This window comes from Neobacillus niacini (assembly GCF_000759675.1).
Classification (GTDB): domain Bacteria; phylum Bacillota; class Bacilli; order Bacillales; family Cytobacillaceae; genus Neobacillus; species Neobacillus niacini_A.
The window spans coordinates 24,250-40,066 of sequence record NZ_BAWM01000010.1; the positions used below are offsets into that span (position 1 = coordinate 24,250).

At 35.9% G+C, this 15,817-nt stretch carries 14 protein-coding genes and 1 pseudogene; 10 read left to right on the forward strand and 5 right to left on the reverse strand.

What is annotated here, in order from left to right:
• Window positions 1-143 precede the first annotated feature (143 nt).
• A complete protein-coding gene (locus TR08_RS05025) occupies window positions 144-2,063 on the forward strand; it encodes an acyltransferase family protein (RefSeq protein ID WP_045516272.1) in 1,920 nt (639 codons plus the stop codon).
• Between the two features lie 199 nt (window positions 2,064-2,262).
• On the opposite strand, the gene TR08_RS05030 is transcribed toward TR08_RS05025, so the two are convergent.
• From TR08_RS05030 to TR08_RS05040, 3 genes are all read right to left on the reverse strand, one after another.
• Entirely contained in the window at window positions 2,263-3,519 is a 1,257-nt protein-coding gene (locus tag TR08_RS05030; protein WP_045516273.1) for an ATP-binding protein, read from the reverse strand.
• A 262-nt stretch (window positions 3,520-3,781) separates the two neighbouring features.
• Window positions 3,782-4,729, reverse strand: coding sequence for a carbohydrate kinase family protein (locus tag TR08_RS05035; protein ID WP_045516274.1), 948 nt, complete (start codon window positions 4,727-4,729; stop codon window positions 3,782-3,784).
• 255 nt (window positions 4,730-4,984) lie between these two features.
• Complete coding sequence (locus TR08_RS05040) at window positions 4,985-5,692, reverse strand: GntR family transcriptional regulator (RefSeq protein ID WP_045516276.1); 708 nt, start codon at window positions 5,690-5,692, stop codon at window positions 4,985-4,987.
• A 335-nt stretch (window positions 5,693-6,027) separates the two neighbouring features.
• On the opposite strand from TR08_RS05040, the gene TR08_RS05045 reads away from it, so the two are divergent.
• The 9 genes from TR08_RS05045 to TR08_RS05085 all read left to right on the forward strand — a co-directional run bounded on the left by TR08_RS05045 (window position 6,028) and on the right by TR08_RS05085 (window position 13,445).
• Complete coding sequence (locus tag TR08_RS05045; protein WP_045516277.1) at window positions 6,028-7,140, forward strand: ABC transporter substrate-binding protein; 1,113 nt, start codon at window positions 6,028-6,030, stop codon at window positions 7,138-7,140.
• A complete protein-coding gene (locus TR08_RS05050) occupies window positions 7,130-7,966 on the forward strand; it encodes an alkaline phosphatase family protein (RefSeq protein ID WP_045516278.1) in 837 nt (278 codons plus the stop codon). The genes TR08_RS05045 and TR08_RS05050 overlap by 11 nt, the downstream gene beginning before the upstream one ends.
• A gap of 104 nt (window positions 7,967-8,070) precedes the next feature.
• Entirely contained in the window at window positions 8,071-8,925 is an 855-nt protein-coding gene (locus tag TR08_RS05055; protein ID WP_045516279.1) for an ABC transporter permease, read from the forward strand.
• Window positions 8,922-9,794: an ABC transporter permease gene (locus TR08_RS05060; protein ID WP_045516281.1), complete on the forward strand. Its 873-nt coding sequence runs from the start codon at window positions 8,922-8,924 to the stop codon at window positions 9,792-9,794. The genes TR08_RS05055 and TR08_RS05060 overlap by 4 nt, the downstream gene beginning before the upstream one ends.
• Complete coding sequence (locus TR08_RS05065) at window positions 9,794-10,807, forward strand: ABC transporter ATP-binding protein (protein WP_045516283.1); 1,014 nt, start codon at window positions 9,794-9,796, stop codon at window positions 10,805-10,807. The genes TR08_RS05060 and TR08_RS05065 overlap by 1 nt, the downstream gene beginning before the upstream one ends.
• Before the next feature lie 27 nt (window positions 10,808-10,834).
• Window positions 10,835-11,617 (forward strand): DeoR/GlpR family DNA-binding transcription regulator, encoded by a 783-nt coding sequence (locus TR08_RS05070; protein WP_045516284.1) that lies wholly within the window; start codon window positions 10,835-10,837, stop codon window positions 11,615-11,617.
• A gap of 141 nt (window positions 11,618-11,758) precedes the next feature.
• On the forward strand, window positions 11,759-12,631 hold the full coding sequence (locus TR08_RS05075) for a Cof-type HAD-IIB family hydrolase (RefSeq protein WP_045516286.1): 873 nt from the start codon (window positions 11,759-11,761) through the stop codon (window positions 12,629-12,631).
• Between the two features lie 123 nt (window positions 12,632-12,754).
• Window positions 12,755-13,126 (forward strand): DMT family transporter, encoded by a 372-nt coding sequence (locus tag TR08_RS05080; protein WP_045516288.1) that lies wholly within the window; start codon window positions 12,755-12,757, stop codon window positions 13,124-13,126.
• Between the two features lie 4 nt (window positions 13,127-13,130).
• Window positions 13,131-13,445, forward strand: a complete 315-nt coding sequence (locus TR08_RS05085; RefSeq protein WP_045516290.1) for a DMT family transporter — start codon at window positions 13,131-13,133, stop codon at window positions 13,443-13,445.
• 486 nt (window positions 13,446-13,931) lie between these two features.
• Here the strand turns inward: TR08_RS05085 and TR08_RS31780 are convergent.
• Together TR08_RS31780 and TR08_RS05095 are read right to left on the reverse strand one after the other, a co-directional pair.
• Window positions 13,932-14,480: pseudogene (locus TR08_RS31780) on the reverse strand (SDR family oxidoreductase); the annotation flags it as partial.
• Window positions 14,481-14,623: 143 nt separating this feature from the next.
• A complete protein-coding gene (locus TR08_RS05095; RefSeq protein ID WP_045516292.1) occupies window positions 14,624-15,727 on the reverse strand; it encodes a HupE/UreJ family protein in 1,104 nt (367 codons plus the stop codon).
• Window positions 15,728-15,817: the final 90 nt, after the last annotated feature.

The window sequence follows — 15,817 nt, forward strand, 5'->3', positions numbered from 1 at the left end:
TGTTATTATTTTTTTATCTTTTTTTATGAAACTAAATGATTGGGTGGTCACGTCTATTCAGGGATTGATTTTTGCTCCTCTCCCTAAATTTTAAATATCATGACAAACATGAGGAGCAGTACAGATTATTGGAGGAATAGATTATGTCAGGCAAGACACAAAATCACCGTTATATCCATGGATTGGATGGACTTAGAGCTTTAGCAGTACTATTTGTCATTGCTTACCATTTTAACTTCAGTTGGGCTAGAGGGGGGTTCCTCGGAGTAAATATCTTTTTTGTTTTATCCGGATACTTAATCACGTCGATCATGTTGCCGGCACAAGGACAGCGATTTACAATTAATTTGCGTGATTTTTGGATTGGACGGATGCAGCGTCTACTTCCGGCAGCCTATGTCATGATTTTGGTTACTATCGTTTGGGTGACGTTATTTAACAGAGAACTTCTTCATACAGTAAGAGGAGATGCAATCTCTTCTATTTTTTATACAAGCAATTGGTGGTTTATCTTTCATGAAGTTTCATATTTTGATAGTTTTGGCTCCCCTTCACCATTGAAGAATTTATGGTCATTAGCAATAGAGGAGCAATTTTATATCATTTGGCCGATTGTGTTGGCAATTGGTCTATACATATTTAATAAGCAAAGCAAGTTTGCGATTTATGTCTTTAGCGGTGCAATCTGCTCTGCCGTGTTAATGGGTCTGCTCTTTGAACCCGGGACAGATCCCAGTCGTGTTTACTATGGGACCGATACCCGTTCATTTGAACTGTTGATTGGCTGCTGGTTGGCTCTTGTTTGGCCAATGAAGAGACTCTCGTCCAAAAAGCTTTCTGTCAAGCTTCACAATACACTGAATATAACAAGTATCATTTCATTGGTCATCTTCATTTTTTGCGTTTTGTTTGTAGATGAATATCAGGTGTTTTTGTACAGAGGGGGCATGTTACTAATTTGTATGAATGCTGCGATTCTGATCGCTTGTGTTTGTCATCCGGCAAGCTTTTTAGGGAAATTACTCGCCTGGAAACCTCTACGCTGGATAGGTACAAGATCTTACGGAATCTACCTTTGGCATTACCCAGTGATCGTGTTGAGCACTCCCGTTTATGAAATAGGAAATCCTGCATACTGGCGTGTCGGTTTGCAACTAGCCATTACATTCATCATTGCGGAACTGTCTTATCGTATTATTGAAATGCCGATTCGAAAACATGGATTCCGATCATTTTTTCTGAGGTACTTTGTCATCAATAGAATAAAGTGGAGAAGCTTTTCTTTTGGCAGAAAAATATCAACGGCGCTCATCCCTTTAGTCCTCCTGTTTTTTATTACCGGGATCACGGGTGTGGTAAAAGGTGAAGAACAAAAGGATGCAATGGCGTCATATCCAGCTAAAGTAAAAATAAATGGTGAAGCGTCTTCCGACAGTAAAGATACCGATACGAATCAGGAAAGCACTGCATCCGAGAAAAATCCTTCCGATCAAGATCATGGCGAAGAATTTAAACCAGGAACCGAACAGAACAAAGAAACACCCCAAAAGGAGAAAAATGATACTAATGATATACCTCTAAATCAACCGTATACGGGAATACTGGCCATTGGAGATTCGCTTATGATAGATATTGCTCCAAGCTTGCAAAAATTATTTCCTGACATAACGATTGATGCAAAAATTGGAAGACAAGTTTCACAAGCTATCAAATTAGCCCCTGGATATGCAGATTTTAATCATCCGGATAAAGCAGTCATCATCCAACTAGGAACAAATGGTTATTTTACTAATCATCAAATGGACACATTACTCAGCGCTTTCTCGCAGGCTCATATATATTTAGTCAATACACGTGTACCGCGCTCATGGGAAGACAAAGTGAATCAAGCATTATATAAAAAATCTCAAGAGTATGAGAATGTTACGTTGGTTGATTGGCATTCCGAAGCTATTGACCACCCAGAATATTTTGCAGCAGACGGTGTCCATTTGTTGCCAAAAGGAATTGAAACCTTAACTGAACTCATCAACCAATCCATCATTCATATAGCTTTAGAATAAAGTTTGATCAAATTGATATTAATAAACTTGAGAAACGAACAAAAAGAAAGAGCGTGTTTTGAAAAAATTCACGCTCTTTATATATTGGATCATTCTTTTATATTTCCTTACCAAATCTGTCACCATTATCAACAAATCCTAAAGAATAGTGTTTTTATTAGTCTCTCTTTTTGAGGGTCCCTCGCCATGTTGGGCTCTTTTATATAGAAGGTATAATAATAGAAAAACATGTTTCCTTCCCTTTTTTGCTTTTTATTTCTATATCCCCGTTTAATTCTTTAATAATACCGTATGAAATCATAGTGCCGAGTCCAGTTCCCTTCTCTTTTGTAGAATAAAACGGCATGGCGATTCGCTTTATCTCCTCAGGGGACATTCCAATGCCTGAATCAATAATATTAATCACAACATTATTCTTCATCTTTTTTACATTGATTTGCAATATTCCTCCATGAACCATAGCTTCAATCCCATTTATAGCAATATTAATTAAACAACGTTTTATTTTATTGGCGTTGGCATTTATATAAAGAGGATCTTTATTACTTGTTTTAACTTCAACATTATGCAATAGGGCCATCGGTGATATTGCATTTATTACCTGTTGGACGATTTGGCTAATATCTAAAGATTCTTTCAAGCAAATTTGTGGTTTTGCTAAGGACATATAATCCTCAATAATGAGTTGTGTCTTTTCTAACTCCATCAGCATGACTTGCAAATATTCATCCTTATTTGTTTCTAAGATTTCATTTTTATTAAACAACTGCATAAATCCATATACCGTAGTCAGTGGATTTCGAATCTCGTGGGCAATAGAAGCGGCCATTTCACTTATCGCACAAAATTTTTCGGCCCGTTGAATTTTTTCTTTCATTTTAAACTTTTCAATCATACCTTCAATTAAATAAATAGATAACAATCCCGTAAGGATATTGATTACTATATAATTGGATAAAAATTGGATAAATGAAACTTCGACTTTATCATTTATCCTCATTTGGTTCATTATAGCAAAGGCAGAAAAGGAACTAGTGCAAATGAAAATAAGCAGTGTGCTGAACAATATTTTTCTTTTCTTTAAATAAGTAGGTATAAAATAATGAAACATCAAAGTAATGGTAATGGTCATGATATATACAACAACTGATGGGAAAAAGCCACTTCCTCCTAAGTAAAAGCGGTAAGAAATATATACAAAGGTGATAATAATAAAGCTTCTAAAACCGCCATAGAGAAAGACTAAAAGGATAGGAATAAGCCTTAAATCATAAATATATCCGGATTGAAAATTAAAGGGAAACGTCATGCAAAGAATAATAGCAATTGATGAAAGCAGGGAAATATATAGTTCATTACGTGTTTCTTTTCCATCTTTATCTAACCAAAAGACTTGATAGCAAAGAATACAAATTATAATAATGAATGCATTTAATAATAGTGTAGGTATCCCCATGCTCTACTCCCCCTAATCTTAAGTGTTCCTTTAACGCCGGCCTCAGTATCTTTGATAACTTGCACACGTTGCCCCGCTACCACTATATCCCAATCCGTATGGTTCACCGTATCACCTGAACCCAGGTATATGAAATTAGATTTTACAAACCCATTGGCGCAAAAGCCTTTCAAAAAAATTCTGCAAGGCTATTTTCTTTTCAAGCGTTTTCGCTCTTTACTGCTTTAAACTTTAGTTGAGTGGGGTCTCAGCCTAGAAACAATTATATTTCAGTTCCCGTTTCTATCCCTTTTTCCTTCATAAATTCAAGGATGGTTTGGCTTGAAGTAACGCCTCCTCGAGCTCCAAAAATGGTAACAGCTCTAGCTGCGGCAGCATTGGCAAAATTGGCTACCATTCTTAAATCATCACATTTATTCATGGCATACATAAAGGAACTGCAAAAGGTATCACCAGCGCCGGTAACATCGACCACATCAACTGATATTCCTTGTACTTGGATATGCTGATTTTTCGTGTAAACCAAACAGCCTTCTTCGGCTAATGTAACAACTACTATTTCCGTTCCATAGCTCAGTAAGCGTGACACCGCTTGCTCATAGGTTGTTCCGTTTCGATACACATCAAATCCAACCTTATTGAAAAATGCAATATCAATTTCTTCAAAGAAAATTTCGTCTCTTTTCTCGATGTTAACCACATCAAGATCACAAACGATCTTTGCACCTGATTCTCTAATCTTTTTAATAATCTCAATTGCATTCATCTCACCACAGCGCAATGGTCTAATTTCTACTATCGTTGTGTATACATATTTAGCTCGGCACATGGCGTCGAGAATCTCTGAAGTAATCTCTATTTGCTGAATACCTAAAGTAGATATAAATAAAGTATGATCATCCTCAGCTAGAATAATAAAATTTTTTGCATCCGGAAGGGTATCGTCATATAAAACATAGCTAGTATCAATTCCTTGCTTTCGTAAATCCTCACATAGCATTTGTGAAATTTTTCCACTATTGAGCAGTGATAGAAAATAGACAGATTCGTTATAGGCAGTATACACACTAGCTGCATTGGCTATGCTTCCACCCATTTGAGGTGGCAATGCCTCGACAAGTACCTTTTCTCTAATATTTGGCCAGTATGGTGCTCTATAGTATTCGTCAAGCGCAACATCTCCAACGAAAAATGAATAGTCTTTATTCATAAATAAACCTCCGTGATCTTTTGTGCACCTTTGAAAAATGAGGGATTTCAAGCTTAAGGATAAGCTTTTGCCGTTATAGAAAAAAGTAAAACAAGATTTCTCCTTCCGTCTCCTCCATTTCCAACACATAAAACCTTAATTACTTGCATTCTTCAAACGTTGATTACTATTTCTATGATGCCATCTTTTCATCACGGGAAAAAACTGTTTACTAGGTAACTTTTTCTCAAGATTTATAATGATAGAAAATAATGATTAATTCAGTTTGGTCATAATATTAAATTCAATATTTGGCGCATAAATGATCTTTACTTTCTCGATTTCTATGTTATTTTGGTCAAAAATACTACCTTCCGCCTTCAGTAGAGCATGTTCATTTTCATGAACCTGAAATATTTCCCTCGTCTGCTTATCAATGGATACAGGTGAGAGGGCAATTTCTGTGCGGTTCGGATAAATTAGATATTTTTCTCTAAGTACTTGATAGAGAGACTCTTTTTCAAAGTCATATTGATCCAGCCCAGGAAATAAGCTGACGGGGAGTATTGAAGTATCTATCATTAGATAAGTAGTGGTGTCTCCTTTTTTGACTCCTCGTGCTCGAATCAATTTATAGAACCTTTCCCCTTCCAATGACACGATTCTTAGATCTAATACTTTTGAAACACCAACTTCCTTCCGGATATTTAAATAATCCGTAAATCCACCGAAATTTGTAATACTGTACTGTAATGGCCTCAACAAAACGAGAGTTCCTTTCCCACGCAATTGTTGGACCAAACCATCATTAACTAGTAATGAAATGGCATTTCTTACTGTTCCTCTTGTCGTTTCAAACGCTTTCATAACTTCTGTCTCAGAAGGTATGAATTCCCCTTGCTTATATTCCCCGTTTAATATCTGCTCTCGTAGCTGTCGATACAATTGAACATAGAGAGGAACATTATTATTTTTATCCAGCAACAAATGACCCCCTTACCGTTAAACAGTTATTCACTTATGTGTACAAGTTGATTTTATCAAAATCGCTTTTATTCAGTCAATCATTTTTGACTTTTTGCGCAATTCTTACTATTAAGAAAAAACGAACGAAAAACATGCCCATTCCTTTTTTAGTTTGAAAGTTTAGGAAAGATAGTAAACAACAGTTTCCCGAAGCTGATGGGTTTGAGAAATTAAGAGCTGATTTACAAAATCTTAACGTTGGATTAATGTGGGATTAACATTGTCGAATTATGATTAACCTGTAACAAACAGTAATAAACATTAAAAATACCACACTAAATGGAGGCACTTTTATGAATTACACATTCAAGAAGAATTGTTACAAGTCTATTCAAGCTGTGATGTTAGGAGTGAGTGTACTAGGATTAGCTGCTTGTGGAGCTGTTGATGAGCAGGCTGCTCCAGTTGTTAGTGATCCCAATTCGATAACCATGAAAGAAATCGAAACAAAAGCAAAAGAAGAGGGAGAAATTAATAGTGTTGGTATGCCAGATTCATGGGCAAACTGGGGTGAAACGTGGACAGAAGTTACTGATAAATATACATTGAAACACAGTGATACAGATTTATCCAGTGCCGAAGAGATAGCTAAAATGGAATCTGAAAAAGAGAATGCAACTGCTGATATCGGTGATGTAGGGATTGCCTTTGGGCCAATCGCTGAACAAAAAGAATTGACGATTCCTTATAAAACTTCTTATTGGGACGAGGTACCTGAATGGGCAAAAGATGACAACGGAGATTGGGTTGTTGGTTACCAAGGAACAATTGCATTCTTAACGAATAAAGAGTTAGTAAAAAATCCGCCAAAATCTTGGGATGACATCTTAAATGGAGATTATAAAGTAACAGTTGGAGATGTACAACGTGGTGCCCAGAACCAAATGGCCGTTCTTGCTGCTGCGATCGCTTACGGCGGAGATGAAACAAATCTTAAACCAGGAATTGAATTTTTCAACAAGCTTGCGAAGCAAGGCCGTCTAAGTTTAACAGATGCTAAACCAGCTAATATCGAAAAAGGTGAAGTGGAAGTTGCCCTAGTATGGGACTTCAATGCTCTTGGATACGCTGAACAAATTAATCGTGATCAATTTGATGTAAGCATTCCTAGTGAGGGTTCAGTAGTAAGTGGTTACGCAACAATTATCAATAAATATGCTAAGCATCCACATGCTGCGATGGCGACAAGAGAATATATCTTAAGCGATGAAGGACAAATTTATTTAGCTAAAGGATTTGCCCGTCCAATTCGCGATGTAGAACTTCCAAAAGAAGTAGCTGAAAAAATGGTTCCAGAAGAACAGTACGAAAATGCAAAACCAATCAATGATTACAAAGCTTGGGAAGAAACAGTTAAAACATTACCACAAAAATGGCAAGAAGAGGTGTTAGTACATGTCAAATAAAGTAATAGCCATCGTTGTTGATGGTATGAGATACGATAAAGCATGTGAGGCATTAGGATTTCTTCAACATTTAGTTGAAACGAATCAGGCATCACTTTACAAAGTGAAGTCGGAGCTTCCTAGTCTTTCTCGCCCATTATATGAGGTGTTACTAACTGGAACGCCTGCATCAGTAAATGGAATTACATCTAACTATGCAGTACGCTTATCTACTGAGAAAAGTTTGTTTCATCTTACGCAAGAAAATGGCTTAAGAAACGGATCGGTATCGTATTACTGGGTAAGCGAACTTTATAATCGTGCGCCATTCCACCATATTGAAGATCGTGAGCAAGAGGATCCATCAAAGCCAATTCAATACGGAAAGTTTTATTGGGAAGATGACTATCCAGATAGTCATGTATTAGTGGATGCAGAAGCATTACGTAGAAAATACGATCCTCACTTCTTATATATTCACCCGCTTGGTGTAGATGTAAAAGGAGAAATATATGGTTCGGAATCAAAAGAATATCGTGAACAAATTTTAAAAATGGGAAGCTTATTGGCACAACTTCTGCCAATTTGGATCAAAGAAGGCTACCACGTTTTAATCACATCTGATCATGGAATGAGTGAAACTGGAAACCATGGCGGAATAACGGATGGTGAGCGTGATGTACCGCTCTTTATCGTCAGTCCAAAAGTTAATCCGGGAGTGTACAGTGAAGAAATTCCACAATTAGCTTTCGCACCACTTGTTTGTGAGCTTTTAAATATTGCGCCGTCTAATAAAATGATTTCATATCAATTCCCTGGCTTGAAAGAAAGAATTTCTATTAAATAAAGGATCCCCCCCTGAAGAGATTGAGTTTTTATTGGAATTGGTTTAACGAATGTACCGTTAGACCAATTCCAAAATTGTTAGAGAAAATAAAGGAGCGAAAAGTCTTGCGAAAAATAAAAAAACAAAAAATTTATTTATTAGCTCTTTTATTGCCATTTATTTTGTTTGTTATAGGTTTTGAAATAGGACCATTAGTGGCAATGATCAAAAATAGTTTATATGCAGACGATGGAATTACATTTTCAATTGACCAATATTTAACAATATTCAAAAGTAAATTTTACTTACAAGCCGTAAAAAACAGCTTTATCATAGCTATATTTTCTGCTGTAGTCTCAGTGATTGTAGCAGTCATTGTAGCTTATTCTTTTACGAAATTTTCACAAAAAATCCAAAATCGACTATTGATGATTGCCAATATGACCTCTAACTTTGAAGGGATTCCGCTTTCATTTTCATATATTATTTTACTAGGAAACAATGGATTGTTTACGTTGCTTTTTGGAAAGATCGGTTGGGATTTGTTCGCAGACTTTAATTTATACTCTTGGACAGGACTCATTTTAGTTTATGTTTATTTTCAAATTCCTCTCGCTGTAATGCTTATTTATCCTTCTTACCAAGGAGTTAAGAAACAATGGAAGGAAGCCTCCTCGTTGTTAGGTGGTTCAAAGTTTTCATTTTGGTTACGCATAGGGATTCCAGTACTTTTACCTAGTATTGTAGGGACATTTAGTATTTTGTTTGCAAATGCGATGGGAGCATACGCTACAGCCTATGCATTGGTCGGCAGTAACTATAATTTGTTATCATTACAAATTGCCTCACTTGTAGCTAGTGATGTGACGTTAAAGCCACAGCTAGGTAGTGCATTGGGAGTTCTTCTAGCATCCACCATGATAGGGGCAATGTGGTTTAATGAACGAATGATGCGTCGCATTAGGAGGGATTTACGATGAAATCTTCAATGACTTTTCATAAAGTGATAATTGGGCTACTAGTTATATATTTAATAATTCCTCTTATAGGAACACTCTTATTCTCAATTGCTGGTAAATGGGATCATACCATTTTACCTGAGAATTATACAATGAAATGGTATATGGAATTATTTCAGGATGAAAGGTTTTATGATGCTTTTAAACGAACGCTGTTTTTAATTATGATGACCGTTGGATTAAGCGTTGTAATCATGCTTCCTACGATCTTTATTATCTCAGTATATTTCAGTAAATGGGAAAGATTGCTTCAAGCAACAGCTATGCTTCCTTATGGAATTCCTCCAATCGTTGGTGCTGTTGGATTAATTAAATTATATTCAGATGGACCCATTCAGATAGCCGGTACCCCTTGGATATTAGTTGGTGCCTATTTTATTACCATTCTACCATTTATGTATCAAGGTATTCGTAATAGTCTTCGTACACTAAATGCGGTGCAACTAGTTGATGCAGCTGAATTATTGGGTGCCACAAAATTCCAAGCGTTTCGTACGGTTGTATTTCCAAATATTATCTCTGGTATTTTAGTGTCCACTTTATTATCAGTCGCTCTATTATTTAGTGAATTTGCAATGGCCAATTTACTTGTTGGAGGTCGTTTTGAAACGCTTCAGATTTATATGGCTGACAAACTAAATAGTAGTGGTCATTTAACAAGTGCTATTGTCATTACTTATTATTCAATGATTTTACTTTTAACAGGTACAGTATTAAAGCTTACTTTTAAAAAAGATAAAGGTCCAATCATGTCAAATAAAAAGCGTATTCTTTCAATATTTAAAAAACAATACCGTCAAAAAAATACAGCTTTAGAAGGTGAAAACTAATGAGCTATGTAACGATTGATCAAGTGACTAAGGGTTATGATAATCAAGTAGTTTTAAATAATATTTCATTAACATTAAAAAAAGGAGAATTTGCTACACTTCTTGGGCAAAGTGGATGCGGAAAGAGTACATTATTACGCTCGATTGCAGGTCTCGAGGATGTAGATGTAGGAAGTATCTTAATTGATGGAATAGATATTACTAATTTATCCCCACGTCAGCGTGAAGTCGGTATGGTTTTTCAGTCATATGCGCTTTTTCCGAATATGAACGTTTATGATAATATTGCGTACGGCCTTAAAATGAAGAAGGTAAAAGATATAAACGCAAGAGTAAAAAAGATGATTGAAATGGTCGATTTAATTGGAAAAGAAGCATCATATCCACATCAATTATCTGGGGGACAACAGCAAAGGGTTGCTCTTGCTCGTGCGCTTGTTATGGAGCCAAAAGTGCTTCTATTAGATGAACCATTAAGTGCATTAGATGCAAAAATCAGAAAAAATTTACAAAAAGAATTAAAAAGAATCCAGAAAGAGTTAGATATTACGACTATTTTTGTTACTCATGATCAGGAAGAAGCCATGACGATGTCTGACCGAATTTTTGTAATGAATAAAGGAATTGTTGTACAATCCGGTTCACCATCTGAAATTTATACTACACCTGTCAATACATTTGTTGCAAAATTTATTGGAAATTACAATGTTTGTAGTATAGAAGTGTTTCATAAGCTTGTTCGTAACTCAGAATTAAAAGGAAAAGAAGTTGCTATTCGACCAGAAGTATTACAATTAGTTTCAACTGATGAGGATACATCAGATTTACAAGACAACTGGAGAATTGAAGGGTTTATTAAAGATGTTTCTATGACAGGGAATGTTTTAAGATATGAAGTAGAAACAGTTGAATCTGCTTTCCATGTAGATTACCTTCACCACCGCGGGAAAATGTTTGAACAAGGAGCTCACGTTCAAATAATTGTACCTAAGAATGAATGCATTATTTTATAATTAAATAATGTAAATGGAGGAAGATTGATGTCTGTATTGCCTGAAGAAAGAAAGAATGAAATATTAAAAGAACTTAAAACAATGGGAAAAGTAAAAGTCATGGAATTAGTGAGCCAATTTCAAGTTTCAGAGGAAACAATTCGACGTGACTTAATGATCTTAGAGGAAAAAGGGCTTTTAAAAAGGGTTTATGGAGGTGCGATTAAATCAGTTTTTCAATTTGAGGAACCTCCGTTCACTCAACGTACAACTGTGAACCAGGATGCAAAGGTTAAGATTGGTAAAAAAGCAGTTGAACTTATTTCTAACGGTGATGTGATTGCCATTGATGTAGGGACAACTATGCTTGAATTTGCAAAATGTATTGAAAATAAACAGGACATAACCATTATTACCAACTCCCTTCCCGTTTCTTCTGTACTGACTGAATCGCTAAATCAAAATAAGTTTTCAGGGCAAGTATTATTATTAGGTGGATTAATTGATTCGAAGCAGCAATCTATTAGCGGTAGTTTTACCGAACAACTATTAAATCAATTTAATCTTGATAAAGCCTTCATTTCAGCAGGTGGAGTTTCTATTAAAAGTGGTATTAGTAATTATCATTTACATGAAACATTGGTTTCGCGAAAGATGGTTGAGGTATCAAAACAAGTAATCATGCTAACGGATTACTCTAAAATGGGTGTCGATACATTTTGTAAAGTTTGTCCTTTAGAAAAAGTCGATGTGATTGTTTGCGATCGACCATTTCCAGAGGAATGGAAGACTCATTCAAAATTAGAGGATATCGATTGGATTGAAGCATAGTCAATACAATTATGGATATAGAATTAAAAGAGGGAGTTCTCTCTCTTTTTTCACTTTTATAAATTGGAAAATTACTCAAATTGAAATAAGAGCATTAAAATAGATTATCTAATAGATTAAATGGCAAAGGAGCTATACACCATGGGATACATTGCAATTGATTTAGATGGAACATTATTAAACCATCAGAATGAAATTAGTGAAGAAAATATTAAGGCCATTAAATATGCGCAAGAAAGTGGAATTGAAGTAGTCATTTCAACAGGTAGAGCTTACTTTGACGTTCAAAATATTTGTGAGAAAGCCGAGATATCAACATTTGTCATTGGGACAAATGGATCAACTATTCATTCAAAGGATGGAATGAAAATTTCTTCAATTACAATAGCTAAAGATCGCGTCGAAGCTATTGTTAAATGGTTAGATGAACGGAATTTTTATTATGAAGTGTTTACTGATAAAGCCATCTATACCCTTAAAAATGGAAGAGAACAATTTCAAAATGAGATTAATAGGTTAAAAAGCACAGATTTAGATGAATATATGAAGGAATTGGTTCAAGTTGCTGAAAGACAATTTGATCAGTTTGGTTATGTTTTAGTGGATAATTATCATGATATCCTAAACAAAGAGGAAGAATTTTTAAATATTTTAGCGTGTTCATTTGATAAAAAGAAATTAGAGGAAGCATGGAACCAATTCAAAGAGTATAACGAATTAATGGTTGTTTCATCTGCGGATCATAACATTGAAATTACTAATAAAAGTGCATCAAAAGGATTGGCCCTTGAAAAATTAGCGTTCTTAATGAATGGATCATTAGATCAGGCTATGGCAATTGGGGATAGCAATAATGATTTATCGATGTTCCAAAAAGTTCGACACAGTGTTGCAATGGATAATGCAAATGACGACATAAAAGCTGTTTGTACAACAACAACATTAAGTAATGATCAAAATGGCGTAGCTCATGCGATTTATCAATATATGGAGAACTTAGCGATTAAAAAATAATAGTAATCCATTATAGTAACATTCGCACTTTTAATGACATTTCTATTCTCCAATAGTAATATTAAAGTTTTAAAAATACTAATGGATGAGTAATAGTGAAAATGTCGAGGGAGAGAACGATTTATGGGATGGTTATATATCATCATTGCAGGTCTTTTGGAAATTGTCTGGGTGATAGGTCTGAAATATTCACACGGATTTACTCAACCAATACCTAGTATCATAACAGTAGTTATAATACTTTTTAGTTTCTTTTTACTTTCTAAAGCTTTACATTTCATTTCATTAGGTACTGGTTACGCTATTTTTACAGGTTTAGGAACGGTGGGAACAGTTATAACTGGTACACTATTTTGGGGAGAGACTATTAGTCCATTAAAGGTATTTTTTGTAACTTTAATCATATTTGGAATAATTGGTTTAAAATTTATTCCTGAAGAACCGAAAAAATTAAAAGAAATGAAACGGAATGAGTTACAAAAGGTTAGGGGATGAATCAATGTCATGGATTTTTCTTCTTATTGCTGGCTTTGCCGAGATTGGTAGTGTTATGAGTCTAAAACAAGCAGACGGGTTTAAAAAATTACTCCCCTCTATTGCTTGTATTATTTTCGGAAGCTTAAGTTTTTATTTCCTATCTTTGTCATTAATTTCTCTTCCAGTCGGTACTGCCTATGCAATATGGACAGGTATCGGATCTGTTGGAAGTGTTTTAGCTGGAATGATTTTATTTAATGAATCTAGAAGTATTGGAAGAATCCTACTGATAATGTGTATTATTGTAGGGGTTGTTGGAATAAAAATGACTTCCTGACATCACATTATATCGGGAGAGTTCCTACAATCACGGTATTAAGTGGAAATAAGGTATACTAGTACAAATTCCTATGGAGGAAAATAGAGATGAAAACCATTCAAGAATTGATAAATGAAAATCCTATAATAAACGATTTTAGTAGATTTAAAGGAAGTATTTTGGTCCAATCCTAAATATGAATTAAGTGACTAAAGATATTAAGCAGATTAAAGATAACTTCAGTATTGAGCTGGAGTTTTCCTTTATGGTTTCCAATAAACAGATGTTATGTAAAGAAGCCTATGGGAATACTTTCCGAAGGCTTCATATCAAACAAGTTTTTCACGTTTATATTTAAAAAATAACTGTAATGTTCTGATCAGTTCTTTATGCAAAAAATATTTGGAATCTTGCTATTCCTTATTGCGGGTGGTGACAGCTTCGCTGGTACTACCCGCAGACGGGGAGTTCTCTTTACATAAAAGAAAAGATATATCGTAATTCTTAGGAAGATCTTTGAATTGGCAGACGTTCTTGCATGTTTAGCTTAAATGTCCCATACAGGTTTATATGGGCATAGATTAATGGTGTTAAGGCTATGAAATCCTCAGGAGTTAACTTTTGAAGAAGAGATTTGTTTTGTTCCAAAAGTACCTCTTGAATCATAATAAATCTCGGCATTAGTTGGAAACCAAGCAAATGACACAAGGCGAAGGCAACTTCGCCGCCGAACTTCAACATCGTTTCAATCTCATATTTCATCATCAAAAATACGCCTTTCAAATCGACTGCAATCGTTCCATCGAAATCATTCCCATTCATCTTAATAAACGGTTTTGATGGGGGCAGAATACCGGCATTATTAAATGCATGATCTAAGCGGCCGAATCGATTTACCGTTTTTTCAATCAATGCGGCGGCTTGCTCCTTATTCGATACATCTGTTTGATAATAAACAGCGTTTCCTCCTGTTTCTTCGATCAGCTTTACCGTTTCGTTACTTCGTTCATCTACATCGCCAATCACTATCGTCGCACCGCGTTTCGCAAATGCTAGCGCCGCTCTACGAGGCGACTAGGCTCTTACCTCGACCGGACGATACCAGCTAGTTGTGCCTGACTTGGTTAGACACGCAATAATAAAAAAGAGCTAGCAAAAATACCGCTAACTCTCGTATTGATCAATAAATGGCCTAATTACAATCTTTGAATTAACCAATAAAATGCCAGCACAAAAATAAGGCAAGACGTTGAAATCATCATTTTACGATACCATGGGAACCTTCGCAGCCATAGCAAGAAGGGAAGTAATAGGCATAAGATCATGAGCTGGCCCGCTTCCACACCTAGATTAAACGTCAGGAGTGAGCCAATCAGATTGCTCTTTGGAAGTCCCGTTTCAGCCAAAGCCCCGGCGAAACCCATACCGTGAATCAGGCCAAATATGGCTGTCATTAGCCACCGCCATTTCGCCTTTTGAACAAACATATTTTCCACTGCCACATAACAGATCGTCAGGGGAATCAAGGCTTCGACCCAATGCGAACTGACCTGAATACGGTCGGTGGCCACCAAGAACAGTGTAATGCTGTGGGCGATTGTAAAAGCAGTAACAATTTTCAACGCATCCTTGAAGCGAGATGCGATTAATACTAAGGATAACAAAAACAGCAAATGATCGTACCCGATCAAAATGTGTTCGATTCCAAGTACAAAGTATTTCCACAGGACGGAGCCAATCTCGGACTGAACTCTATGGCCGCAATCGTTGCAGCTTCCGGGAGTTTCCGCCGCGGGAAAGGTGATCTGAATATCTTTTCTATTAATATCAAGAATATCCTCATAGAAAAATTTCCCTGAATGGACCAAGAGTACACTCGTATGAGCAGGCGCATCTTCAAACACCAGATTGTAATGAATATTTAATTGTTCGATCGCTTCATCGGCGGTTAACCTTAATTGAAACACTACGCCTCTTGTGGAATCCTTTGTTGTCACGTCCATCGAAAGCAATTCCATCGTTAAGGGTTTCGAATCCACATCTATTCGAAGTTCTTTCTGTAAAAACGATTCGATTCCGTCCTTTTGCGAGGGCAGTTCCTCGTTTTCCAGATTATCATTCTTGTTGGTATCAAATTGCACAAGCAAGTCTCGTTGATCAAGAAAAAGTTCATAGTCAATCTGGTTCCCTTTAACGTTTAACTTCGAGTAACCCATGCTTGAGGAATGCGCAAATGAAGTTGTGGCAGTCCCCAAAATTAATACGATGATGAACAAGGAGAGGAAAGTTCTTAAGTTCATAGCTGCTGGACCTCTTTTCATAAAATGGACCAAGTAGAAAAGGATTTCTTTTCATGTTTCTTCTCGGTAAACAAAACTGCTGATCTCGAA